This is a genomic window from Streptomyces sp. NBC_00289 (assembly GCF_041435115.1).
Classification (GTDB): domain Bacteria; phylum Actinomycetota; class Actinomycetes; order Streptomycetales; family Streptomycetaceae; genus Streptomyces.
Genome location: NZ_CP108048.1, coordinates 87680 through 110651, shown reverse-complemented (window position 1 = coordinate 110651; position 22972 = coordinate 87680). Strand labels below are relative to the sequence as shown.

At 63.3% G+C, this 22972-nt stretch carries 22 protein-coding genes and 3 pseudogenes; 6 read left to right on the top strand and 19 right to left on the bottom strand.

Translation table 11 applies throughout. The features are described from left to right. Positions 1-408 precede the first annotated feature (408 nt). Positions 409-831 (top strand): DEAD/DEAH box helicase family protein, encoded by a 423-nt coding sequence (locus OG985_RS50020; RefSeq protein WP_371674797.1) that lies wholly within the window; start codon positions 409-411, stop codon positions 829-831. A gap of 265 nt (positions 832-1096) precedes the next feature. Here the strand turns inward: OG985_RS50020 and OG985_RS50015 are convergent, their stop codons facing one another. Further along, positions 1097-1876 carry a hypothetical protein gene (locus OG985_RS50015; RefSeq protein WP_331718660.1) on the bottom strand — a complete coding sequence of 260 codons (780 nt, stop codon included), beginning with the start codon at positions 1874-1876 and terminating at the stop codon, positions 1097-1099. A 1803-nt stretch (positions 1877-3679) separates the two neighbouring features. Here OG985_RS50015 and OG985_RS50010 point away from each other — a divergent pair. Then, positions 3680-3787: pseudogene (locus OG985_RS50010) on the top strand (IS5/IS1182 family transposase); the annotation flags it as partial. A gap of 222 nt (positions 3788-4009) precedes the next feature. Next, a complete protein-coding gene (locus OG985_RS50005) occupies positions 4010-4498 on the top strand; it encodes a hypothetical protein (RefSeq protein WP_331718658.1) in 489 nt (162 codons plus the stop codon). Between the two features lie 6 nt (positions 4499-4504). Here OG985_RS50005 and OG985_RS50000 read toward each other — a convergent pair whose 3' ends face one another. The 3 genes from OG985_RS50000 to OG985_RS49990 form a co-directional block, all read right to left on the bottom strand. Next, positions 4505-4672 carry a hypothetical protein gene (locus OG985_RS50000; RefSeq protein WP_331718657.1) on the bottom strand — a complete coding sequence of 56 codons (168 nt, stop codon included), beginning with the start codon at positions 4670-4672 and terminating at the stop codon, positions 4505-4507. Positions 4673-5171: 499 nt separating this feature from the next. Continuing rightward, complete coding sequence (locus OG985_RS49995; protein WP_331718656.1) at positions 5172-5465, bottom strand: hypothetical protein; 294 nt, start codon at positions 5463-5465, stop codon at positions 5172-5174. Then, entirely contained in the window at positions 5414-5773 is a 360-nt protein-coding gene (locus tag OG985_RS49990) for a hypothetical protein (RefSeq protein WP_331718655.1), read from the bottom strand. Before OG985_RS49990 ends, OG985_RS49995 begins: the two co-directional genes overlap by 52 nt. A gap of 179 nt (positions 5774-5952) precedes the next feature. On the opposite strand from OG985_RS49990, the gene OG985_RS49985 reads away from it, so the two are divergent. After that, complete coding sequence (locus OG985_RS49985; protein WP_331718654.1) at positions 5953-6675, top strand: putative transposase; 723 nt, start codon at positions 5953-5955, stop codon at positions 6673-6675. Here the strand turns inward: OG985_RS49985 and OG985_RS49980 are convergent. The 5 genes and pseudogenes from OG985_RS49980 to OG985_RS49960 form a co-directional block, all read right to left on the bottom strand. Further along, positions 6656-8821, bottom strand: coding sequence for a putative transposase (locus tag OG985_RS49980; protein WP_331718653.1), 2166 nt, complete (start codon positions 8819-8821; stop codon positions 6656-6658). The two genes, OG985_RS49985 and OG985_RS49980, sit on opposite strands and share 20 nt — an antisense overlap. A 563-nt stretch (positions 8822-9384) precedes the next feature. Next, positions 9385-9594: pseudogene (locus OG985_RS49975) on the bottom strand (transposase); the annotation flags it as partial. Positions 9595-9695: 101 nt separating this feature from the next. After that, complete coding sequence (locus OG985_RS49970) at positions 9696-10205, bottom strand: flavin reductase family protein (protein ID WP_331718668.1); 510 nt, start codon at positions 10203-10205, stop codon at positions 9696-9698. A gap of 148 nt (positions 10206-10353) precedes the next feature. After that, positions 10354-10644 carry a hypothetical protein gene (locus OG985_RS49965; protein ID WP_371674796.1) on the bottom strand — a complete coding sequence of 97 codons (291 nt, stop codon included), beginning with the start codon at positions 10642-10644 and terminating at the stop codon, positions 10354-10356. 45 nt (positions 10645-10689) lie between these two features. Next, a complete protein-coding gene (locus OG985_RS49960; protein WP_371674795.1) occupies positions 10690-10917 on the bottom strand; it encodes a hypothetical protein in 228 nt (75 codons plus the stop codon). 165 nt (positions 10918-11082) lie between these two features. On the opposite strand from OG985_RS49960, the gene OG985_RS49955 reads away from it, so the two are divergent. Beyond that, positions 11083-11832: a transposase family protein gene (locus OG985_RS49955; RefSeq protein WP_331718638.1), complete on the top strand. Its 750-nt coding sequence runs from the start codon at positions 11083-11085 to the stop codon at positions 11830-11832. 232 nt (positions 11833-12064) lie between these two features. Here OG985_RS49955 and OG985_RS49950 read toward each other — a convergent pair whose 3' ends face one another. The 10 genes and pseudogenes from OG985_RS49950 to OG985_RS49905 all read right to left on the bottom strand — a co-directional run bounded on the left by OG985_RS49950 (position 12065) and on the right by OG985_RS49905 (position 21913). Then, positions 12065-13378, bottom strand: coding sequence for an NtaA/DmoA family FMN-dependent monooxygenase (locus OG985_RS49950; protein WP_371674794.1), 1314 nt, complete (start codon positions 13376-13378; stop codon positions 12065-12067). Positions 13379-13473: 95 nt separating this feature from the next. Next, positions 13474-14625, bottom strand: coding sequence for an extracellular solute-binding protein (locus OG985_RS49945; protein ID WP_331718650.1), 1152 nt, complete (start codon positions 14623-14625; stop codon positions 13474-13476). Continuing rightward, positions 14618-15769, bottom strand: coding sequence for an ABC transporter ATP-binding protein (locus OG985_RS49940; protein ID WP_331718649.1), 1152 nt, complete (start codon positions 15767-15769; stop codon positions 14618-14620). The genes OG985_RS49945 and OG985_RS49940 overlap by 8 nt, the downstream gene beginning before the upstream one ends. Continuing rightward, entirely contained in the window at positions 15766-16503 is a 738-nt protein-coding gene (locus tag OG985_RS49935; protein ID WP_371674793.1) for an ABC transporter permease, read from the bottom strand. Before OG985_RS49935 ends, OG985_RS49940 begins: the two co-directional genes overlap by 4 nt. Before the next feature lie 35 nt (positions 16504-16538). Further along, positions 16539-17417, bottom strand: a complete 879-nt coding sequence (locus OG985_RS49930) for an ABC transporter permease (protein ID WP_371674792.1) — start codon at positions 17415-17417, stop codon at positions 16539-16541. A gap of 988 nt (positions 17418-18405) precedes the next feature. Continuing rightward, positions 18406-18888 (bottom strand): annotated as a pseudogene (locus tag OG985_RS49925) (IS6 family transposase); the annotation flags it as partial. Between the two features lie 38 nt (positions 18889-18926). Continuing rightward, positions 18927-19469: a hypothetical protein gene (locus OG985_RS49920; protein ID WP_331718632.1), complete on the bottom strand. Its 543-nt coding sequence runs from the start codon at positions 19467-19469 to the stop codon at positions 18927-18929. A gap of 94 nt (positions 19470-19563) precedes the next feature. After that, positions 19564-20406, bottom strand: a complete 843-nt coding sequence (locus OG985_RS49915; protein ID WP_331718633.1) for an IS5 family transposase — start codon at positions 20404-20406, stop codon at positions 19564-19566. A 39-nt stretch (positions 20407-20445) separates the two neighbouring features. Then, positions 20446-21054, bottom strand: a complete 609-nt coding sequence (locus OG985_RS49910) for a transposase (protein WP_331718646.1) — start codon at positions 21052-21054, stop codon at positions 20446-20448. Between the two features lie 556 nt (positions 21055-21610). Further along, entirely contained in the window at positions 21611-21913 is a 303-nt protein-coding gene (locus tag OG985_RS49905; protein WP_331718645.1) for a hypothetical protein, read from the bottom strand. Between the two features lie 47 nt (positions 21914-21960). Here OG985_RS49905 and OG985_RS49900 point away from each other — a divergent pair, with 47 nt between their 5' ends. Beyond that, positions 21961-22407: a DUF6233 domain-containing protein gene (locus tag OG985_RS49900; RefSeq protein ID WP_331718644.1), complete on the top strand. Its 447-nt coding sequence runs from the start codon at positions 21961-21963 to the stop codon at positions 22405-22407. Positions 22408-22972 lie beyond the last annotated feature (565 nt).

Here is a 22972-nt window from a genome sequence, read left to right as displayed (position 1 = left end):
TTCCCGCGCTCCGCGCGGGAGGGCGGAACTCCGTTCTGCCTGGCCGTATCGCTCCGCGATACGGCGATCCGGCTGACGCCGGATCAGTCCCGTACCGGCCTGCTCCGCAGTCCAGTACGGGACCTGACGCACCCTCCGGGCGGCCCAAAAAGGCGGCAGTAAGGAGAGGGGCTCGCTCGTATCTCTGACCGCTGACTCTAGGTCGACTCATCACATCTCCACACTTCCAGAACAAACGGCGTGCGTCACTTCTGCTGGGTAGATAGAGTCTGGGATGTTAGGTAGGTACCTCTCCAGGTAATTTTGGGTCGGAGCGGTGAGGGACTGGATGGATTCCAGTATCTGAGTTCCTTGAACTGAGCAGCCCTCGATTCGCCTCGTGGAAAGAAGCGAGAGAAGGAGTAAAGAATGTCACCTGTGACGTTGCGTCCGCATCAGGTTGAGGCCGTTGATTCGGTTCTGAGGGTTCTCTCTGAGCCGCCGGAGGGGTTGCGGGCGCAGGTAATTGCTGCGACTGGGTCCGGTAAGACGCTGATCGGTGTGGAGTCTGCGAACCGTCTTTCGGCGCGCCGGGTGCTGGTTTTGGTGCCGACGTTGGATCTGCTGGTGCAGATGGCCGGCGCGTGGCGTGGTGGTGGTCGGCGTGGGGCGATGGTTGGGGTGTGTTCTCTGCGTGCTGAGGAGAGTCAGGGTGTGCCGTGTACGACGGATCCCGGCGAGTTGGTGGCGTGGACGGCGGGGCCGGATCTGGTGACGGTGTTTGCGACGTATGCCTCGGTCGGGCAGGGCGTGTTGCAGGCCCGACGCGGAAAGCGGTCTTGCGATCAGTGAGCTTGTTCAGCTTGGCACCGATCGGGTGACGGCCGTCTCCGCAAAGTTGCCGATCACTGCAGGCCGTGCCGCGGTCAACCTTCGGCACCCATTCACCTTGGGGAGTGGCCGCTGAAGAGGCTCAGTGAGCGTGTCCGCCTGAGGGAGCAGGAAACGGCGCATCCACTACCTGGTGACTGGACCCCTGATGGAGCCCGCAGCGACACGCACTCGGAGAGAACCACCCCCCGATTGGCCACTGGAGCTCACGACGGATCGAGGCTGACTACGGCTGCTCCGCGTAGATACCGTATGCGATCCCGCCGGTGGTGCCCTTATCTGCTTCGAAACGCACTTCGAGAGCTCGGCTGTCAGACGTAATCCCGAAGTCCGCCGTTGCAATGGATCCATCATTCCAACAGGGGTACTTCTTGCTGGCCATGGCCTTTCCGGAAACAGCCGAGATGGTGACCGATCCGACGCCTTTGCATGCAGCCTGAATTTTAATTGCTTGCCTCTTCTTGACGGTTATCGGGGAGAGGTCTGTGAGCTCGCGCACACCAAGGATTCCTCCGCCTATATATTCTTTTTCACCATCGTCGAACAGTGTAGCCTGTGCTTGACTAGCCATCATTCGGTCTTGGGCAGGGGCGGTGGCTGTATTGATCTGATGGGTGATGGCTGCAACGGCGCCCCCGCTGCGCCCTGTGATAAAAACGTCTATAACACTTCCCATCGCAGTGAAAAAGTGTGGCTCTACCGAGGCGGTGTCGTTGGGACACGTGTCTATGATGGTTTTGCTGCGGTGGCTGGACGTGACGGTGAGCGAGGCGGTTCTACCACCAGTACAGGCGAGATCGACTTCTACCGTCTCGCCTGGCTGGAGTTGGCTGTGGTATTTTGCGCGCAATGGTCCTTGCCGGTTCACACCAGCCAGCATCCCGAGCTTGCGAGCTTGGGGAAAAAGGTGCTCAGATTCAGGGCTATCCAGTGCTATGTTCACCCAGTTCAGCCGCTGCTTTTCAGTACGGGTGAGTTTCGCGGCTCGTGTTTCCTTGTGACCCACTGCGTCAGTGTCGGGTAGGTTGCTGCTACATGCGCCAGTCCCAGCCAGTGTTGCCATGACTATAACTCCGGTAACGACGGCGCCGCGGGAACGGGACAGCCACGCGAGGTTCATGTTTTCTCCTAGCTAGGGCTTGATCAGGTCGGTTTTTGTGGTGCGTGTCCTTTGGGCCGGGTGTTGCGTTGAGGGCGTGTGACTCCGGACGGGATTGCTGTGGTGCGTGGTGAGTTGGAGGCGTTCGCGGCGGAGGTGTTCGAGCCGTTCGCGCGCAAGGATCACCTGCCCCACCTGCCAGCGCGGCAGACCACACCCGTACGCCCGAGGCCTTGGACCGCTGTCATCAGCCATGTGATCGTCAGGCTCCACGCCCTGCCGAACCCCGGTTGACCAGCCACATCGCCCGTCCCGACAACACGCACCACCACACCGGTGAAGTGGAACCCGGCGCCCACCCGACGCGAGAGCCGGGCCCTCGGCCTGCCCCAGCCCCGAAAAGACCCCACCACACAAACGCAGAGTCCCCGTCAACAAATCGACGAGGACTCATGAACGATCGAGGCTAAGCTCGTCGCAACACTGAAGTGATCATGTATTGCAACGTTCGCTGGAATGTGCCCCTACATTTTGGCGTCACTCCGCCCGGGTGCAAGTCAAAGGCGACCCACTCTACGGGAATCAGGACATGCTGCGACGGTTCAGCTGCTTTTAGCATCAAGCCACAGGTGAGCCTGCGGTAAAATATGTGCCGTTACTCAGGGTGATTTGACTGTTGTTCGCAAACTGCCCGCCGGAGGGGTTAGTGAACGGCCCGATACAGGCTGTCGGCGAGCTGCCCTTCGGGACACTCAGAGAAACGCAACCAGTTACTGGAGCATTTGGGACAGTAAGCCTCTGTGTGACGGTCGCGGTCATGGTGGACACCGTGTTCCGAACGTACGTAATCGGACGGACCATGGTACCTGAGCGTTCTATACATGACAGCAAAGCCGGGGCCAGAGCTCGCACTCCAGTTACCACAGAATGTGCCACTTTGGAGCGCAAAAGCAGTCCCAGGGGACCAGATGAGACCTGTAAGTGCTACCGCAAGCGAACCAGCCGCGATAGTCGACTTCCTGCGTATTTTATACTTCATGCGCTCATTTCCACTTTCATGAGTCATTTGGGCTCAGTCGCAGACGTTAATATAGAGGGTTGCGGTCGCATCGGTTGCACTGATGGCGATAGGGGCTTCAGAATATGCGAAAGATCGATTGCCGCTCGATCGTCTCAATGACGACACGATAATAGGCGAGTAAAAATTGCTCAGATCAGATTGACCGATACCGACGCGCCCGCTACCGAGGACGTGCCGAGACCCACCTCGAACACGTCTATAGTGCCGCCGTCGCCCTCAACATCTTCCGGCTGGCCTGGTGGCACGACAAACTCGAACCGATGCCACACCAGCAGCCTCGCAGGACTCGACCCGCCGGCGTATGCCTTCAGGCCGCGGGCGTCGGCGGATGCGGTCGTCTCCGATCTCGGCGAGCACCCGGGCTCCGACTGGTGCCGAGGCCGGGGAAGCTGAGGATGATCTCAGCGTCCGGGTGCTGGGGGGAAAGCGCGGTGGCAGCTCGACGGCACCTGGAGGCGGATCCTGGAGCAACTACATGCCCAGGCCGACGCGCAGGGTCTGATCACCTGGGGATGTGAGCGTGGATTCGACTGTCTGCCGTGCCCACAGCACGCCTCCGGTGCGCGTAAAAAAGGGATCTGCAGCGCGAGCCGCCCGGCGGGATCGACACCGAGCCGGACGACCATGGCCTCGGACGCTCCCGAGCCGGCCTGACTACAAAGATCCACCTCGCGACCGAGCAGGGGCAAAGGCCACTGTCGCTGCTGATCACTGCCGGGCACCGGCACGACAGTCCGTAGATGACTGTCCGCTTCTCCATCCGAGACCAGATCACCGGCCGCCGCGGCCTGACCGAGAGCCGACTGCCGCCTCGACCACGTCCTGACACACCGCCAGACGCCTCCACCCCCGACAACGCCCCTGCCACGGTTCGGGAAAATGAGCAAACATTACCCACCCCTTTCCGTTCCCCGTGAACGTCTACTCTTTTAAAGCCACTAGCGTGCAAAGGAAAAAAGATGCGCAAAGTCAATTTTCAGTCCTCTCGAATGGCGATGGTCGGACTGGTGGCCGGGTTGCTACTTGCCCCGACCGCTGCTACGGCCGCCACATTCTTCACGATCCAGGGCGCGAACGGTTTCAATGCCAACGTCACGAGTGCGCACAGGCTTTTGACCAGTTCAGCAGATGAGGCGAAGGCTGTTCACGTATTCAGCGTCTCTCCTGGCTCGGAGAAGCAAATCTACGTGGTGCCGACAGGGTCAAAGCTAGTGGTAACCGATGTAACTTCTCACGTCGCCCCCTTCAATGGGCAGATTTCAGGAGTAAATGTGCGCATCTGCGGATCCGAGGAAAGCGGCCTGATCTCCACTGCGGCCGGCAATCAGGACGAGACGGTTTCGGAACATCTGGGAGTCGGGAAGGCTTTTCCTGCTGGAACGAAAATCTGCACTAACAGCTCAGGAAGCCAAGGGGCGTTCGTGAATATGCACGGCTACCTGCAGTGACGCTTCTCAACGAAAATGTACGTCGTCGACCAGGACCAGCTGGGTGCCCATCTCGCACAGCAGCTCGCATACGGCGTTGGTGATCTGGATTTGGTTCATCCGCTCCAGCATCGGCAGGCCGAGGAAGCGGGCGAACTCGCTGATGAGCATCTTCGGGGTGGAGGACGGCGGCACGGTGATGAACAGGACCGGCAGACGCCGGTCCTGGTTCGGGTGGCGGCGCCGGTCGGCGAGTTGGTCTTCTCGGTGGTGGCTGGCCCGGAGATGATCAGGCCGCGTCTGGCTCCGCCCTGCTGGCCACGGTTGAGCAGCTGCAGGCGGCGTACCGCGGTGGAGATGGTGTCCATGGCGGGGGTTTTAAGCACCACGAAACGTGCGTGGTACTCCTCCCGTTGCTCCAGCGCCCTTTAAAGGCCGTACCGCAGGACTCTCCTCGAAGAACGACGTCCTGAGCAGCCTCAAGCCACGGGACCTGACGCGAGCACCCCAGAGGGTCCCGAAAACGCACATCGATCAGGCTGGTATCTACAGCCGCAGCATCTTCGCGTCGAACAGCACCGCCCGCACTGTGCCGCTCGGGGATGCGGCACCCCGCCCCGGGCACCGCGGACGATGCGGCCTCCTGGCTGCTGTCGATGATCACGTACTCCACACAACGCCAACACCGTTGCGTTTATCGTCGCGGGCGGGATGCAAGTCCGTGTTCGAGGAACATGACGTCGGCGTGGAAGGTGTAGTTCTGGCTGGTCGTGGGGTGTTGTCCGGCGTTCGGGCCGTACTTGCTGGTGGGGCTCTTGCGGGTGCGGGCCTTGATTCGGGGACGGCGCCAGGCGGGCAGGAGTGCGTCCAGGACGGCCCGTCCGATCGCGCCGACCAGGTCGGCCGGACCGTGGGTGAGGATGTTGCCCGCGGTGATCACCTGGTCGGCGGCGCTCTGGAGCAGGACGGTGAAGCTGATCCGGTCCATGTCCAGACCCGGCGGGTGCCGGCCGCGTCCGAAGCGGTGCGGATGAGTGCCTGGTAGGTGGTGAGCAGGGCGTAGACCTCCTGGTCGAGGCCGGGCAGGCTGCGGGAGCGCAGGACACGGCCGTCCAGCATCGTGGCCTTGATCGAGAAATACGTCGTCTCCGCCTGCCCCCGATCATGGTAGAGCCGTACCAACTCGTCAGCCGGGTAGCGGATGGGGTCGAGCAGGCTTGTGAGCAGGCGCCACTGCTCGTGGCGGACCGTTCCGTCGGCCAGGCGCACGGTGATCTGGGCTTCGATGACCCGCACGCGGAGGAACGAATGAGGAACTGTGCACCGCTGGCCTGCACGTCGCGCAGGAACTCGTTGGCGTCGAAGGCGGCATCGGCCAGCAGCAGCATGGAGCGGTCCAGGGCGCCCAGCAGGCGGCCGGCGTAGGTGAGTTCACCATCGGATTCGGACCGAAGGCGGCGGCCAGGATCGCGCGGGTGCCGGGAGCCGGAGCCGAAGCCGAAGCCGGAGCCGAAGCCGGATCGGGCGAGGTGGTGTATCTGGCGGATGAGCTGGTGGAGTTCGACGGCTACGGAGTGTGCCGGCAGCTTTCCCTGTTCGAGGACGGGGTGCTGCGACTGCAGGTGCTGACCAGTGACATGACCGCGGGCGCCGCGTCGCTGCTTGCCTGGCTGCGCTCGCGCTGGCGGATCGAGAACGCCATCAAGGACCTGGCCCGCCTGCACGGCATCGACTGGCTGTGCGACTACCGCATGACCGAAACCGATGACACCACACCGGTCGACAACCCCGCCCGCGCCGCCGCCCTGCAGACCGTCCGCGACCGGGAAAAGGACCTCGCCGCCGCCGAACGCCGCCTGGCCCGCCTCATCGAGTCCCCGCTCCGCCCCGTCGCGAAGATCAACCAGCAGATCCCCGCCGCCCGCACCGACGTGGACGAGGCCAAAAAGGCCCTGACCACCGCCAAGACCGAGCTGAAGCAGATCCCGGTCAAGATCCCCGCCAACCAGCTCCACCCCGGCCGGCAGCGTGCCCTGCCCGCGATCGGGCGGCGCACCCTCCAGATGGTGCTGCGGATGCTGGCCTACAACACCGAACTCTGGCTCGCCGACCGCCTCAACAACTACCTGCGCGACAACAACGAGTACCGGACCCAGACCTCCGGAATCGGGTTCTTGATCACTGTTGAGTCGGGGTGAGGTGGTAGGTGATCGGGCGGGGGTCGCCGGGGAGGTGGGGTGGGGTCTGGTTGATTTCGTCGATCAGCAGGGTCAGGGCGTGGGTCAGGCGGGGGCTGCCGGGTGGGTCGAGGGTGACGGTGATCTTCTTCGGCTGGTAGTCGAGGGTGCCGTGGAGGTGGAAGAGGCTGCGGGTCAGGGTCCGGTACTCGTTGTTGTCGCGCAGGTAGTTGTTGAGGCGGTCGGCGAGCCAGAGTTCGGTGTTGTAGGCCAGCATCCGCAGCACCATCTGGAGGGTGCGCCGCCCGGTCGCGGGCAGGGCACGCTGCCGGCCGGGGTGGAGCTGGTTGGCGGGGATCTTGACCGAGATCTGCTTCAGCTCGGTCTTGGCGGTGGTCAGGGCCTTTTTGGCCTCGTCCACGTCGGTGCGGGCGGCGGGGATCTGCTGGTTGATCTTCGCGACGGGGCGGAGCGGGGACTCGATGAGGCGGGCCAGGCGGCGTTCGGCGGCGGCGAGGTCCTTTTCCCGGTCGCGGACGGTCTGCAGGGCGGCGGCGCGGGCGGGGTTGTCGACCGGTGTGGTGTCATCGGTTTCGGTCATGCGGTAGTCGCACAGCCAGTCGATGCCGTGCAGGCGGGCCAGGTCCTTGATGGCGTTCTCGATCCGCCAGCGCGAGCGCAGCCAGGCAAGCAGCGACGCGGCGCCCGCGGTCATGTCACTGGTCAGCACCTGCAGTCGCAGCACCCCGTCCTCGAACAGGGAAAGCTGCCGGCACACTCCGTAGCCGTCGAACTCCACCAGCTCATCCGCCAGATACACCACCTCGCCCGATCCGGCTTCGGCTCCGGCTTCGGCTCCGGCTCCGGCTCCGGCTCCGGCTCCGGCTCCGGCTCCGGCTCCGGCTCCGGCTCCGGCTCCGGCTCCGGCTCCGGGGGAAGGGTAGGGGTGGGCGGTGGGCTTGATGAGGGAGATCTTCAGTTTGCCGCGCCGGTAGGTGATCCAGTCGGTCTCGAAGGACCGGCAGACGTTGAACACGCTCGCGTAGGCGCCGCCGCGGTCGAAGCCGAGCATCAGTTTCGCCGCGGGGCCGGTGATGGCCCGCAGTTGTTCCAGTGCCTCGGGCAGGGTCCGGGTCAGCCCCGAGGGCTCGCCGGTGAGGAACGCCACCGCGCGGCCCCGGTAGTCGGTGACGAGCGTGTCACCGTGGCCCTTCTGGGCCTGCTTGCGTTTGTTGTTCCAGCCCCGGCCCACCGGGCGGGCCCCGGCATAGGGCACGAAGTGATCGTCCACGTAGTACACGCCCAGCGCGGGCGCGTCCACGGCCAGCATCGCCGCGGCCAGCTGCCGCTGCACCGCCAGGGGATCGCACGCATCGGCGATCGCCGCCAGCTGCGGGCGCAGCGTGCGCAACTCCGGGAGGCGGGCCAGGCCCGCCAGCGCGCCGGCCTCCCGCCGGTCCAGCAGTTTCGCCCCTTCGAGCGAGGAGATCCCCAGCCCGAACGCCAACGTCACCGCGCACAACAACGCGGCGTCATCAGCCTCGCGCGACGAGGTCGTCCGCAACGAGGCGAAGGTATCCGGCACTCCGGAGCGGGCCAGGAACGCATGCCCCAGCATCGCCCCTGCATACCGCGAGCGGACCTGCCCAGCCCGCACACCCTCCAGCTCTGGAGCAGCGTCCCCGGCCGGCCCGGGCTGCTCCGCTCCCTCGGCAGGCAGCTGGAGTTCAGGTTGTGGCGCTATCGCGCCATGCCTGGCGAGCAGCAGGCTGATCTGGGAGCGGTGGATGCCCAACCGCGCCGCGATCTGTTCCTGAGACCATCCCTGACCGGCCCACCGCCGGGCCTGCTCCACTTGACGCGGAGACAGCTTCGGGCGCCGCCCCATCGGCTTGACCAGGCCGGCCGAGCCATCCCGGCGGGCCCGCCCGCGAAGCATCGACACGTACTGCGGGGTCAACCCGAAGGCGGTGGCCGCTTCCTGAACCGCGACGCCCGCATCAGTGACGGCCACCACCGCGAGATTACGCATCCCGCGATCCGCCGCGTCATACACGAACAACACCGACACACCGCGGCTGACCAGGCACTTCCCATCGACCTCAACCCGGCGCAGCACAGAGGGTTCCGGCATCCCCGGAAGCTCCAGCACGATGGTCTCGGTCACCAGGAGACCCTATCCATTCGCCAGCCATCTCAACAACTTTCACACAATCAGCACCGCAGAAAGCACGCAGGTCAGCGAGGTTATCCACAGGTCACTACCGGAGGTCTGGGACCCTGACCCGCAGCCTCTTCCACCTCCACGGCACCCTCGACTACCAGCCGAAGAAGATCACCGTCACCCTCGACCCACCCGGCAGCCCCCGCCTGACCCACGCCCTGACCCTGCTGATCGACGAAATCAACCAGACCCCACCCCACCTCCCCGGCGACCCCCGCCCGATCACCTACCACCTCACCCCGACTCAACAGTGATCAAGAACCCGATTCCGGAGGTCTGGGACCCTGACCCGCAGCCTCTTCCACCTCCACGGCACCCTCGACTACCAGCCGAAGAAGATCACCGTCACCCTCGACCCACCCGGCAGCCCCCGCCTGACCCACGCCCTGACCCTGCTGATCGACGAAATCAACCAGACCCCACCCCACCTCCCCGGCGACCCCCGCCCGATCACCTACCACCTCACCCCGACTCAACAGTGATCAAGAACCCGATTCCGGAGGTCTGGGCCCGACATCGGTCAGCACGGTCTTCGTCCGGGTCCCGTTGCGGCTGTTCCCGCTGTTCCTGCCCACCGCGTCGTGCTTTTCATACCCGACGTGGTCGGTGATCTCGCCCTCCAGAGCAGACTCGAGCACCCGCTTGGTCAGCTGCTGCAACAGCCCGCCCTCACCGGTCAGTTGCAGCCCGTCCGAACGTGCACGGTCCACGAGCATCGCGATCAGCTGCTGGTCCGACACCGCCCCCGCGGCCGACTCCTGCACACACTCCGTCTCGACAACGGACTCACTCAGCTGGCGTCTCTTACGAGCCGAAGTCAGTAGTCGCTGAGAGTGTGGAAGCGTCCTTGGTGGTGGAGTAGTGGGCGGCTGTTTCCAGTCGCCTCGCCGGAGACGGTTTCGGCGATGACGATGCAGTGGTCGCCTGCCGGTATGTGCTGCACGATATGGCACACCAGCCAGGCGAGGACGTCGTCCAGTACTGGTACGCCCTGTGGTCCCCGGCGCCAGTGAGTGGGGAGGGCGAAACGGTCGGTGCCGCTGCGGGCGAAGGTGGCGGCCAGGTCGCTCTGGTGCTCGCTGAGTATGTGCACGCCGACGTATTCGGCCCGGGACACGGCCGGCCAGCTGGAGGAGCGGGTGCCGATGCCGAACGAGATCAGGGGCGGTTGGGCGGCGACCGAGGTGAGCGAGGTGGCCGTGAATCCGACGGGGCCCCGGTCGCCGTGGGCGGTGATGACGGCGACGCCGGCCGCGTGTCGGCGGAAGACGGAGCGCAGCAGGTCGGGCGGGTCAGGGCACGGGGGTTCGGCGCTCGGGTGGGGCATGCGGTGGGCCTGACGGTCATTGTTGGTCGCAGTCATGCGCACGGCACCGGCGGGATCACACTCCTCGGTCCGGCTGTCACGACGTGCCGCCTGCTCCAGGGTTTCGTTTGCTCGCACGGTCATCTCCGTGAGGATCCTTGAGGGCGGGTCAGCCTGTGCTGGTTCTGGTTCTTTCAAATGCTGGACGGGTTAGGCGGCGTCGAGGTTGGCCCAGTGGTCGATGAGTCCGTCGGTATCGGAGTTGGTTCCCGGTGTGGTCGGCGAGTGCGGTGATAATCATGTCGCCGCGGCCGTGTTCGTCGTCGGCGCGGGTGGCGGCCCAGCTGGTGGCGGCTGAGGCGGGCTGGGGGCCGCCGTCGCCGACGTGGACCTGGACACAGCCGGAGCGGTCCGCTGCGGCGTGCAGGTGCAGGACGACGGTCGGCAGGGCGTGGGTCACAGCGTTGGTGACCAGTTCGGAGATGATCAGGAGGGTGTCGTAGATCTAGTCTTCGTCGAGTCCCCAGCCGGCCAGGATCGGGCGGGCTTCGTGGCGGGCGGTGGCGGGTGCAAGCGGCCCGTGTTCCAGCGGCAGGCCGAACACGTGGTCACCGGCTGGCATGGCATGCAGCGACCGGCGCGGCTGCCGAGTGGGGGAGATCGTGGTGGTCGTCATCGGGATCACTGCCTGGCGGGAGGGGGCCGGAATGCTTTTTCTGGCTACTTCCAGCACACCCCAGAGGGTACAGATGACCCTGAGCAATCAATACCCAGAGCCTTTTTCACTTGTACGGCCTGCGGGTGAGCGTCGGTGAAGTGTTGACGGTGGCGTGCCGAACGGGGCATCCCGTTGGTTTGGAGAGTCGCCAGACATAACCTTCACCTGCGGAGATGCCCCGTGTTCTCCTATCCTGCCGGATGCGATGTCGATCCGGAGCTCCTGGAGCTGGTCACGATGGTGATCGCGTCCTGTGAAGCCGGCCGGCGCTGCAGACTGCGTCCGTACGACCGGGCCCGGTGCACCCTGGTCTACCTGCGCAAGCACGACACCCTCGAACAGATCGCCGCAGGCTTCGGCATCAGCACGGCCACCGCCTGGCGCTACGTGAACCACACGATCGGGCAACTTGCGGAGCACGCGCCGTCGTTGACCGAGGCGCTCACCAGTCATCACACGGACGGCTACGTGCTGCTGGATGGCACCGTCGCGGAGACCGACCGGGTCCAGGCGCCGGGGCACTTCTCCGGCAAGGTCCGCCGCGAGGGCGTGAATCTGCAGGTCATTGCGGCAGAAGAGGGCAAACTGCTGTGGATGTCACCCGCCCTTCCGGGCGGCACCCACGATGTGACGGCCGCCCGCGAGCACGCCATCGTCGACACCTGCGCGCGACTGGACCTCGAGATCCTCGCGGACAAAGGGTACGTCGGGACCGGCGGCACTGTGATCACCCCGATCAAACGACGGCCCGGAACCGAACTGCCCGACAAGCACAAGACGTCGAACAAGGTCCACGCCGCACTGCGTGCTCCCGTCGAGCGAACCATCTCCCGGATCAAGCAGTGGCGGATCTTCCGGCATGCCCGCGTCAGTCCGAACAGACTCACGTCAGTAGCTGCCGCGATCCTCACCCTCATGATCTACACGTGAAAAAGGCTCCCAGATGCGGGAAAATCGGACATAGGTATGCTTCGCAGGTAGAATCCATCAGTGATGTCCTGCTGCCGGTACTACAGCCGGACTTCGGCGGTACCGCAGGTCGGCGCCCTGTAGGTGACGGCAAGTTACTGACGGTCTGTGAGATTTGAGACGGATGATCACGCAAGCCGAGAAGGCCCCCACTCAACCTGACAACACCCGATTCACCTCAATAACCCACAGGTCAATCGTCAGAGAGATGTTCGCGAAGAGTGGATCCTTTGTATTCTTGCCGGAACCGACCGCGATCTTGAAGGACGGGAATTACGAGTTCTACGAACTCGTGGAGCGACCCGGGGAGGTAGTGTGTCATCAACAGAAATCCGTCACCGCCTGCCTCATCGTAGAGGTGCTCCAGCTGGTCGGCGACTTGCTCGGCAGTTCCGACTACATGTGGACTGATGCCGCAGCCATAGAGCTTTCCGGCTTCGCCGACGGTCACCGCGCGACCGTAATTCTTCGCAAGGGTATCCAACAGTCCTCGACTTCCGGTATCCGTCCCAGCACTTTCCAACGGATCATCGAGCTCGAAGATCGAGCCGTCAATTCCGAAATGTGCCGACATGAAGGCGAGACCACCTTCTGCTGGCACCGAATTAAAGATCATTTGCTCTTTCGCGTGTGCCGCCTCTGACGTCTCGCCGATGATCGGGAGAACACCCCACAAGATACTCACACTGTTCGGGTCGCGCCCTTGCGCTACCAGTTTCTCCCTGAACTTTTCTCGTTGCCTTCTCATGGCATCGCCGGTGAACTGGATCGCGAAAACGACCTCGCTGTGGCGTGCACAAAATTCAAGGCCCCGGTCGGACTGCCCGGCTCCAGCAATCACGGGTGATCCTTCAGGGGCTGGCGATACATTCAGAGGGCCCTTGCTTTTGAAGAAACGACCCTCATGGTTGATCGGTCGAATTTTGGTGGGATCTCCCCAGATTCGTTCCTCCTTGTCCAGCACCATGGCGCCTCGGTCCCAGCTTTCCCAGAGCTTTTTGCAGACTTCCACATACTCATCCGCTCTGTCATAGCGCTCGGCGCTCGGCATGACACTATCGCGCCCGAAATTCTCACTCTCTGCACGGTGTGAGCTCGCGACTGCATTCCAACCGACACGGCCTGAGGTCAGGTTGGCGAGTGTCGCGAACGTGCGGGCGGTCGTGTAGGGATGCGTATAAGTGGTGGACGCGGTTGCCACCAGGCCAATCCGACTGGTCACAGCCGCCATGTAGGGGAGGAGTGGCATTGGGTCGTGTGCTGGAAACTGAAGTGAGTACTTGATCGCCGCATCGGGGGAACCAGCGTAGTTGTCGTTCGCCGCCATGGTATCCCCAAGGAATACCATGTCGAATTTTCCCCGTTCGAGGGTGCGTGCGATATCTTCCCAAAAAGCAGGGCTTCTCCAGTCATGCCCAGTGATCTGGCGTGGAAGTGACCATTCACCTACGATGTGTTGTGTGGGGCCGTTCACGAGAACGACCCCGAGATGCATTCTCTTGGTCACTGCGATTCCTTGCTTTCGACGGCTCTACAGCCCTGCCGAATTCGAGTCTTCTCCTGATCGAGGTCTCATGGCCCTAAGATCAGTCGGCGAATCCGCTAGCCGACCTGCCAAGCCGTATATTTCTCAAACGCGGCAACGTAGTTTTTTGACCACCACTCCGGGTCGGCAATGATCGCCTGGCCTGCATGCTCCTTCGTGGTCGGCAGAAACGACGTTTGAAGCTTGTCTAGCTTGGGCTCTGCCTTGGGATTGACAATGCCATAGGCGATGAGTTCAGGAATCGGCGCCTGCGCCTCAGGCGTCAAGGTGAAGTTGATGAATTCCATGGCTGCATCAATGTTTTTCCCTCCTTTTAGGGCGAGCGAGCAGATGGTGTAGGTGAAGCTCTGGTTCCACTGCGCCCCAAACTGGGCACCATTCTTCACCGCGTCGTATCCGCGGCCTGATGGGATCAGGCTCAGTGCTACCTGTTTCGACTCGAGTTGCTGCGACGACTTGGCAAAGTCGTCATAGAAGACAATGTGCTCCTTGAGGGGTTGGAGCTTAGTCAGTGCTTCGTCGATGTTCATTGGGTAGAGTTCATCTGGAGCAGTTCCCGTTCCGAGCAGGGCAACTTCCAGCGGGGCGATCGCAGCATAGGTGGGGAATCCACGCTTGCCCGGGTACTTTTCCAAGTCGAAGAAATCGACCCAGGATTTCGGCGGGTCTGCCGCAAACTTGTTGTCGTACATTTGGATCATCGAGTACACGAGATTTGGCACCGCGAACTTCGTCGCCTGGGATCTAAATTCTGGCGCGAGTTGGCTGATGTCTACCACTGACGTATTGATCGGCTCGAGCCAGTCTTCGTGCGCCAGCGCCCACCATGTGGTCTGGTCCACAACGTCCCATGTTACGTTCCCGCTGTCGATCTGGACCTTGATTTTGGCGTCCTCGTATGCAGGACCGTCTTGCCGGATTGTGGCTCCGGTCGCCGCCGCGAAGGGCTTACACCAGGCCGTGTTCTCAGCCTGTTGATAAGCCCCGCCTGAAGATGCGAACGTGAGCGTCGTCCCGGTGAGGTTCGGCAATGTGCCCGTCGAAGTGGCCTCGCTGGATTCGGGTTGGGTGGCTGTGCTGTTCCCGTCGTTGTCGCTGCAGCCAGCGAGGCTCATCAAGCTGAGGCCGGTCACCGCTCCGGCGGCTTGGCGCAGAAACGTGCGCCTCGGCCACTGCTGTTCTTCGTGCTTAGGGGTGATGTTAGGCATGCGCGTCCATCTCCTTCTCTGGGACAATGACTCCGCTGTCGGCCTGCCAGCTGACTGTGACTCGCTCGCCTCGCCGAATCCATGAGATTCGATCCCAGTCGTCTCTTGCGTAGCCGGCTCTACCATCGAGGTAGATGAGCTTGATTTTGGTGCTTGCGCCGAGATATGCGATCTCGGCGACGACGGCCTCGGTATGGTTCATAGCGTGAGGTTCTGACTGAGTGAAACCTGCATCACCGGGTGTAAGCCGCAGATGTTCTGGTCTCACGACCAGCGTTCCCCGGGCTGGGAAGTCACCGATTAATGCGGGCGCTCGAAACTCGAAGCCTCTTCCGTTGACGATGACATATTCACCGCTTCTTGTCAGATCGCCGTTGAAGCAATTTGCCTCGCCGAGAAACTCGGCCACAAATGTACTCCGCGGATGCTGATACAGATCTCGCGGCGTTCCCTGCTGCTCGATCGATCCCTCTGACAGCACTGCGATCCGGTCGGACAGTGCAAGGGCTTCCTCTTGGTCGTGCGTAACGTGTACGACCGTAACAGCTAGGTCGTGGTGAATTCGCCGGATCTCGATTTGCATCTGGTCTCGAAGCCTCTTGTCAAGTGCACCCAGTGGTTCGTCCATCAGAAGGATCTGAGGGGAGAACACCAGAGCCCTGGCTAGGGCTACCCGCTGCTGCTGACCTCCTGACAGTTCACGTGGATAGCGACTGTCATGCCCGCGAAGGAGAACAAGATCCAGCGCTCGCGCGACTTTTTTCTTTGTTTCTGCTCTGCCGACCTTCCTCTGGCGCAAGGGAAATGCGATATTATCGAACACGGTCATGTGCGGGAATAGGGCATAGTTCTGAAACACCACGCCAATGTTCCGGCGGTGAGCGGGAAGGCTATGCACAGGAATGCCATTGACGAAGACGCCTCCCGCATCTGGCAGGATGAACCCCGCAATCACATTAAGCGTCGTTGTCTTCCCAGAGCCGCTTGGGCCGAGAAGAGTCACAAATTCCCCCCGGTCAACTCGCAGGTTGATTGACCGCAGCACATGGGTGTCCGAAAAATCTTTCTTGATGTCGCGCAGCTCCAAGGCCGCCACGCCGTCAACTGGCCGACCCTGATGCTCGACCTCAGGTGAACTGATCATCTTGTAACCTTCCGAGCAAGGGCCACTGCCAAGGCTGCCGAGATGGTGATAAGCATCGTGAAGGTGGAAGCTACTGCAACGGTCGGGTCGATATTAAAGCTTAGGCTGCTGAACATCACCACGGGCAAGGGTCGAACGTCAGAATTCTGCAAGAGCAGCGAGACAACCAACTCATCAAATGATGTGGCAAACGCCAGGACGGCGCCGCCCGCAACGGATGGCAGGAGGATCGGAAGCGTGACTTTCCTAAAGGCTCGCCACGGGGTTGCCCCAAGACTTGTTGCGGCTAGCAAGAGCTGCCTATCCAGGCCGATGAGGCCGGAGAATACTGTTACCGTGACCAGCGGGGTAGCGAGACAGGAATGAGCAAGCATCAGTCCTAGAAATGTTCCGGCAAGTCCCCACTCAATGTATACCGCATAGATCCCGACCGCCGAGGCAATTAGTGGGATCGCCAGTGGAGCCAAGACGATCACCCACAGGAGGATCTTCCCGGCGAACTCACGGTCCAGTGCGAACGCCAGCGAGACGCCCATAACTGTTGCAATGGCGGTAACGGCGAGCGCAAGCTCGATGGAGGTTGCGAGTGATCTGCCCCATTCTGGATTATCGAGAAACTCCCGATACCAGCGAAGTGACCAGATCTCTGGAGGAAATTGAAGTGACCTTTTTCCGGTGAAACTCAGCGGAATAACAACAAAAGCTGGTGCCACCAGAAGCAGGGAAATCGCCACCCCCCAGAGTACCAAAAATGCCCGACATATCCGCATCATACCTTCTCCATGCGCGAACGCTTGAGGACCCATGTGCAACTGCCGAGAATGACAGCAGCTACGCAGACTAGGACACCTGCCATGGCACCCCCTATTCCCCAGTTCAGTAGCTGAGAAACTTGCAAGAAGACCAGTTGGGACAGAAACGAATTCTGCGGTGATCCAAGCATGGCCGGAGTGATATAAAATCCAAGGCAAAGTACAAAGACTAGAGTCGAAGCAGCTACCACCCCAGGAATCGTCAACGGTAGATACACGCGGGCAAACGCAACTCGCGGAGTAGCACCGAGACTCGCGGCAGCCAGTAGAAGCTTGCGATCGATCCGCAGCATTGAAGAGAACAGCGGGAGCACAGCAAAAGGCAGCATGACTTGCGTCATGCCGATCGCAACACCTACGTTGCTTCCAATTAGCTGAACATGCCCGAGGCCAACTGCCGTCAAGGCGTTGGTTACCACTCCGCCGTCCTGCAGAAGTACGAGCCAAGCGTAGTTTCTCACCAGTAGACTGATCCATAGCGGCAGTGTGACGATAATTAGGAGGGTAAGGCGCCACCCTGGAGATGCCACAATCGCGAGATATGCGTAAGGGTATCCCATTGTCAGAACCAGTAGGGTAACAATAGCTGACACGGTCACTGTGCGGCGCAGCACCGTCCGGTAGATTTCGTTACCCAAGAAGTTTGAATAGTTCCCGAAACCTACTCTAGGTTCGGTAAAGCTTCTCAGCAGGATCTCAAATACTGGGTAGAAGAAGAATAGCCCTAGGAATGCGACAGCCGGGAGCGTCATGAGCAGGCCAGTCCAGCCAGCGCGGCGTCCTCGACTCTGTGCCGGTCGTGGCGCAGGTCGCTTGCGATTCCATCCCAGAGTCATGATCACCCACCGTATGAATCAGGGACCGGCGCAAGGTGTTCCCTTACTTTGGCTGATGTCCGAGATGTCCGTAAGTTAGTCGCTGTCTGCCTGAAGCCCCAGCACCCTCCACCGTCTGCGTGTCGCAGTGCCGCGCAGCAGGAATACGGCAGCTGTAGATACTGATCTTTGACGTCGCGTTTGATGATCTGGTCATGTTCGGCGGCGTTGTCATCTCTGAAGGGGTGGGGCTGGTCAAGTGCCGGTGGTGTCCGGGTTGTTGCCGGTGCGGGTTGGTTTCGGGGCAGGGGCGGATTGTCCATCCCCCCAGCAGCCACCGCACCCGCTTGATCACCCACCCACCCAACAGCCGCTGACCACCGGTCACCGGCCGTCACCGCACGCCCAAAACCGTCACACAGCGCAGCCCTGCTGAATGATTGCACTCGAAGGTGTCCAGATAAGGAGATCTACGGCCGGTTCGAGCTGGATATGAGCAACCGGCTCGAACTCGGTCCGCTTGGGAGCAGAGCAGGCCGCTGACCTGCCGCTGACGGCGGGAATCGGACAGTGAGATGGATCTTTGTGATCGTCCACAAAGAGTTCCGTCCCTGACACTGCTCTGGCGTTCTGCGTGATCAGCTTTTGACAGGGCGTCGGCCGGGAAGCAGTGCGTACTCAAGTGTGATCCGAATTCGCTCGCGCAAGCTGGTTGAGATTGGTAGGGGGTCTCTGGGACCGCTGAGGGCGCCCGGTCCCCGCCTTTGTGATAGGGATCACTGCAATGCGTGCGGCTGGTCGGACAGGACTGTGCGTGGACATATCACTACGCGCCCGGGTACGGGCCGGGGACCCGGCCGCATTCGGGCAGATCTTTGATGCGCACGCCCGTGTCGTGTACCGGCACGCGGTGCGCTGGACGGCGTTGTCACGTTAACGGGTGTGTGATCGTCTGGCGGTGTGTCGGGGTGTGGTGAGGGTGTGGTGCGGCCCGGTTTCGAGTGTTGGGTCAGGCCGTGGTGGGCAGGCCGATGCTCTCGGTGATGTGGTCCCAGATGGTGAAGCGGACGGTCATCTCGAGGCGGTGCTGAGCGGCGGTCATCAGGTGGCGGCGGGGCCGGAAGTGGGGTGAGATGCCGCTGAACGCGGACAGGAACCGTTGGGCGGCGCCCGGTGAGCGGAAGTACTTCATCGCGCGTTCGCGCTGGCGAGTGGGCTGGTGGCTGTTCTCGGCCCGGTTGTTCAGTCCCTTGTGCGAGCGGTGCTCCACCGAGGCCATGAGCTCGCGGTGCGCGACCGGGTAGCTCTTCATCTTGTCGGTGACCAGCACCCTGGGCACGCGCCGCTGCTTCATCAGCTTGGCCAGGAACCGCTTGGCGGCCTTCGCGTTCCGCCGGGACTGGACCAGGATGTCGAGCACGTTCCCGTGCTGGTCAACGGCCCGCCACAGGTACTGCCGCTCGCCGTTGATCTTCACGAAGACCTCGTCTAAGAGGTCACGCAGATTGGTGGCGGTGCAGTTTGGCGGGTTCAGTTCTCCCAGCGCAGATACCAAGTCGGCTTGGTCACTGTGCGTGCTGAGAATCCGTCGCGGGTGGCTTCCGCCTCGGTCGTACTGACGTAACGCAGCCAGTCGAGTTGCCAGCCGAGTTCTTCCTGTACTGCCCTGTCCTGATCGTCGTTGCATGCGTGAGCTGCGCGGGCGATGCCGCCCGTCGCGAAGTTCGCGGCCGCTTCAGCGTCTTTGGGGTCGCCGAAGAAGGCGGCCTTGAGCGCGTGGCCGACGGCGGTGATCACCTCAAAGGGAATGTCGATGCTCTCATCTAGATCGTCGCAGTAGCTGGCTGCTTCTTGATCGAGGGCTTCTGCCAGACGAGCGGCGGTCTCGCCAGGTATGGTCTCGCCGGATGCCCGGCCCCATGCAGCTGTGATCGCTTCCCAAACGTTGCTGCGGTACGGCCGTGCGCAGTCCATGTACAGGTCGAAGACCCGCTCGGCTACCCCTGCGACGAAGGCCGCACGCTGTTCGGGGGACATCCCGAGGATGACGGCGAATTCCGACTCTGGCAGCATGCCGACTTCTTTCTACGGCGGTTGGCCGTCTTCTTCGGGTCACCCATCCTGTGCTGGCGGCTTCGGCCTCATGGTAGGCGCGCAGGGCGGGTACTCAAGGGCGACGGTGGGGGCGTTCGTCCCAGCGATGGGTGGCCCAGGCTCGACGGATCAGGCTACGGATGGTGATGATCGTGTCCGCGAGATCGAAGAAGGCGTTGACGACGGTAGCGCGGCGTTCGTAGCAGCGGGAAAGGCGGTAGAAGGCGTTCTGCCAGGCGTGCGTACGCTCGACATGCCACCGCCGGCTCGCCTGGATCGGCGCCTTCTCACCCTTGTGCGCGATGCGTCCGCGCAGGTCGCGGGCCGCCAGTTCAGCGCGGGTCTTGTCCGAGTCGTAGCCGGCGTCCAGGTGCACCATGATGTCGTTGGGCAGCGGCCCGAGGTCGTCCAGCAGGTCCAGGGTCGGCGAGAGCAGCGGCGAGTCGTGGCGGTTCGCTCCGGCCAGGACCCGGCCGAGCGGGATCCCGTAACCATCCGTCATGCCCGAGCGTTTCAAGCCCTGTTTGCCGCGATCGACCGGTGAGCGCCCGGCGACCTCGCCGCCGCCGGGGGCCTTGGTGATGGAGCCGTCGACGGCGATCTGGTCGAGCACGAGCCCGACGATCCGGTCGTAGGACTCCAGCGTGATCTGCTTGAGTCGGCCAAAGACGCCGAGCCGGATCCATTCGTCGCGGCGGTTGCGGATGGTGGTCGCCGAGCAGGTCGTGTCGGAGATCGCCTGGTAGGAGCAGCCGAACCGCAGGAGTTGCAGCAACTTGTCGAACACGATCCGGTCGCTGATACGGCGCCGGTGGCACCCCAGCGGGTGGGACGGATCGACCGTAGGGCGCTCGGGCAGCAGCGCCGCGAATTGTTCCCAGAGCGGGTCAGTCAGCCATGATGGAAGCACGGGCACAGGTCCCCCCAGTAATCACAGAGCGTCGCAACTCCATGATCACCGGGACCTGTGCCCACCTTGTCGCTGGGGGCTCCCCACGACGTCTATCTGCGCGAGCTCTAAGCCCCTCGACCTCCCCGACATCCCCCGCTGACCAGGGCGAACGTCGGATAAAACAGACCTTGCAAGAGCCTGGGTCATGACGGCCCGGGCCCGGGTCAGATCGCGCAGTTCACGGACCGGCTTCGGGGGTACGAACGAGGGCCGGAGCATGCCGCGTTCGGTGAGATTGGCCAGCCAGACCGCGTCCAGGCGGTCGGTTTTGGGCCGGCCCGGGACGTTCTTGACGTCACGGGCGTTGACCAGCCAGCACTCCAGGCCACGCGATTCCAGGAGAAAGAAGTACGGCTTCCAGTAGGTCGACGTCGCCTCCATCACCACCCGGGTGACGCCCTGGCAGATCAGGTGGTCGGCCAGGTCCAGAATCGCGCCTCTGGTCGCGACGGTGTTGGAGACCCGCTGCACGCGCTTGCCGGGCTTGTCCTCGTGCGGCACCCGCACACAGACCATGCCTGACGCCTTGGCGATATCGATCGCCACGACACGGGCCACGAGCTCCTCGGCCTGCTCGATCTCCTCGACGCCACCGTCGTCGGTGTCCGCCATGCACAACTCCCTGGTATCGATCCGTACGGGCCGACGCCTGCCCAGGGGGCCGCAGGGGGAACGAAAATCTGACCGCGCTCTCGCCTGGCGGGAGGGCCCCGGCGTGGCCTGGCTGCTGAACTGGCGCGTGAGCACGGGGGCGTGGCGCGCAGTTGGCAGGAGCCGTCACCGAGGCTCTCGCGGCGTGCGCGAGCGAGCAGACGTCGACGGGGACGTGTCGCCCTGACGGTTGTCGCCTCACTGCTCCGCACCCTGGGCGGGGTGCCGGCCTCCGGGCGGCGCGAGCGCGGAGGGCCGCCGCCCGACGCGCGATGGCCACCAGGCGGGCCCGGCCCTTTTCCCGAGCCCCGCCGTGCTTCTGTGTCTGCGCCCCACCCACCACCAACCATCACAAGGGCGCAGGCAGGAACGGAGGGAGAGGGAAAAGGGTTGTCGGGGGGGCCTGGTCAAGGGGTCTGACCTGCGTACCTCGTGAGCACGCCCGCGAGGGTGCCGGTAGGGGACCTGGTAGGGGGTACGGTAGGGATGCTGGTAGGGGGATTGGCGGGCCTGTTCGCTACTGGCGGGCCAGGCCCGCCGGGTCGATGTCCACCAGGAACGGCGCGTCGATGCGGGTGGTGGTGCCGGCGAGGGCGGTGACCGTTTCGACGTACCGGCCGCCGTGGAGCTCGCTGACGATCAGGCGCGGAGCGGGCTCGAACTCCAGGCGCCAGAAGTGCGGGATCGCGGCCTCGGCGTAGAGCAGGGGCTTGAACTTGCGGTCCATCGTCTTGTTGCCCGGGGAGACGAGTTCGTCCTGATCAGCCCCGCAGCCCTGAGATCGCGTGCCGTGTCGCAGCCGGCGAGAATGCAGCAGCACCGCAGGGCCGCATCTTCGAGAACCATGTGATGAGAGAGGGAGCGCGGATGACGGGAGCCGGTGCGCGGGTGATCGCGGTCATGCCCGACGGTCAGGAACTGCGGGCCTCCCTGTATGAACGTCGTCAGACCTCTGCAGGCTGGGAGTACCGGGTCGGGATCACCGTCTGGGGGACAGGGAACGGAGGCCGTCCGGAGCCGGTCGAGCACCGCGTGTGGCTGGGAGCCGACCATGTGCGTCCCCTGGAAAGCGGCGACTACAGCAGGGTGCCGACCCGACCGGCCGGCACGCCCGCTGCCTTCGCTGCCGGCCGGCAGGCGTGGACGGTGCAGCAGCTGCCCCACCGGCCCGGCCACCCCGGGGCGACCCTGATCCACGTCATCGGATGCCAGCCCGGCGGGATACCCCTCGACCTCGACCAGACCCTCGACGCCCTCAAGCAGCCGCGCGCCGTCACCTGCCGCGAGTGCAACGCCGCCTCCTCACTTCCCTGACGCCGGAACTCCGACAAGTAGGTCACATCGTTTCGCCGGATCCGGTAGGCGTCACCGGCGGGGAGGGCGTGCGGGCCTCGGCATCCTTTCGGATGCCGAGGCCCGGATGCGGTCCGGCTGTACCCAGAGCGCGGGAAACCGGTCCTGGCCCGCGCACCCGTGTCGGCGCGGACTGATCATGAACCTAGCGGGGCCAGTGCCACGCTGTACCCCGGAAGGGAAAAGGCGAGGCGACGACGCGCGCCGTGTGGCGCTGCAGCTCTCCTTCAGTGCGTCTCAGGAGGACCGAACGCCCCTACACCGACGCCCGCACAGGCCCTGGCAGCAAGCAGGGCTCGGAGGCGTTCGAACGCTTCTTCCGGAGTTCTACCGGCGGTAGAATCGGGGTATGTAATCTGAGCGTGAGTAGCGCGCCGTCGAGGCGGCCCGTGAGCTTGGCATCGAGTACAGCAAGCAGGTCCAGCAGGTCGGCCAGGACGCCTGGGCGAAGATCCGCTCCCATCAGAGCGGCGCCGCCGCGTGAACCTGACGGCCGTCCTGGACCATACCGTTCTGACCGCTCTGT

Coding starts and splice junctions, on each gene's coding strand:
- OG985_RS50020 (WP_371674797.1), top strand. CDS start 409: ATGTCACCTGTGACGTTGCGTCCGCATCAGGTTGAGGCCGTTGATTCG.
- OG985_RS50005 (WP_331718658.1), top strand. CDS start 4,010: ATGCGCAAAGTCAATTTTCAGTCCTCTCGAATGGCGATGGTCGGACTG.
- OG985_RS49995 (WP_331718656.1), bottom strand. CDS start 5,465: ATGGACCGGATCAGCTTCACCGTCCTGCTCCAGAGCGCCGCCGACCAG.
- OG985_RS49970 (WP_331718668.1), bottom strand. CDS start 10,205: ATGCCCCACCCGAGCGCCGAACCCCCGTGCCCTGACCCGCCCGACCTG.
- OG985_RS49945 (WP_331718650.1), bottom strand. CDS start 14,625: ATGCCTAACATCACCCCTAAGCACGAAGAACAGCAGTGGCCGAGGCGC.
- OG985_RS49940 (WP_331718649.1), bottom strand. CDS start 15,769: ATGATCAGTTCACCTGAGGTCGAGCATCAGGGTCGGCCAGTTGACGGC.
- OG985_RS49930 (WP_371674792.1), bottom strand. CDS start 17,417: ATGACTCTGGGATGGAATCGCAAGCGACCTGCGCCACGACCGGCACAG.
- OG985_RS49920 (WP_331718632.1), bottom strand. CDS start 19,469: ATGCTGCCAGAGTCGGAATTCGCCGTCATCCTCGGGATGTCCCCCGAA.
- OG985_RS49910 (WP_331718646.1), bottom strand. CDS start 21,054: ATGGCGGACACCGACGACGGTGGCGTCGAGGAGATCGAGCAGGCCGAG.
- OG985_RS49900 (WP_331718644.1), top strand. CDS start 21,961: ATGACGGGAGCCGGTGCGCGGGTGATCGCGGTCATGCCCGACGGTCAG.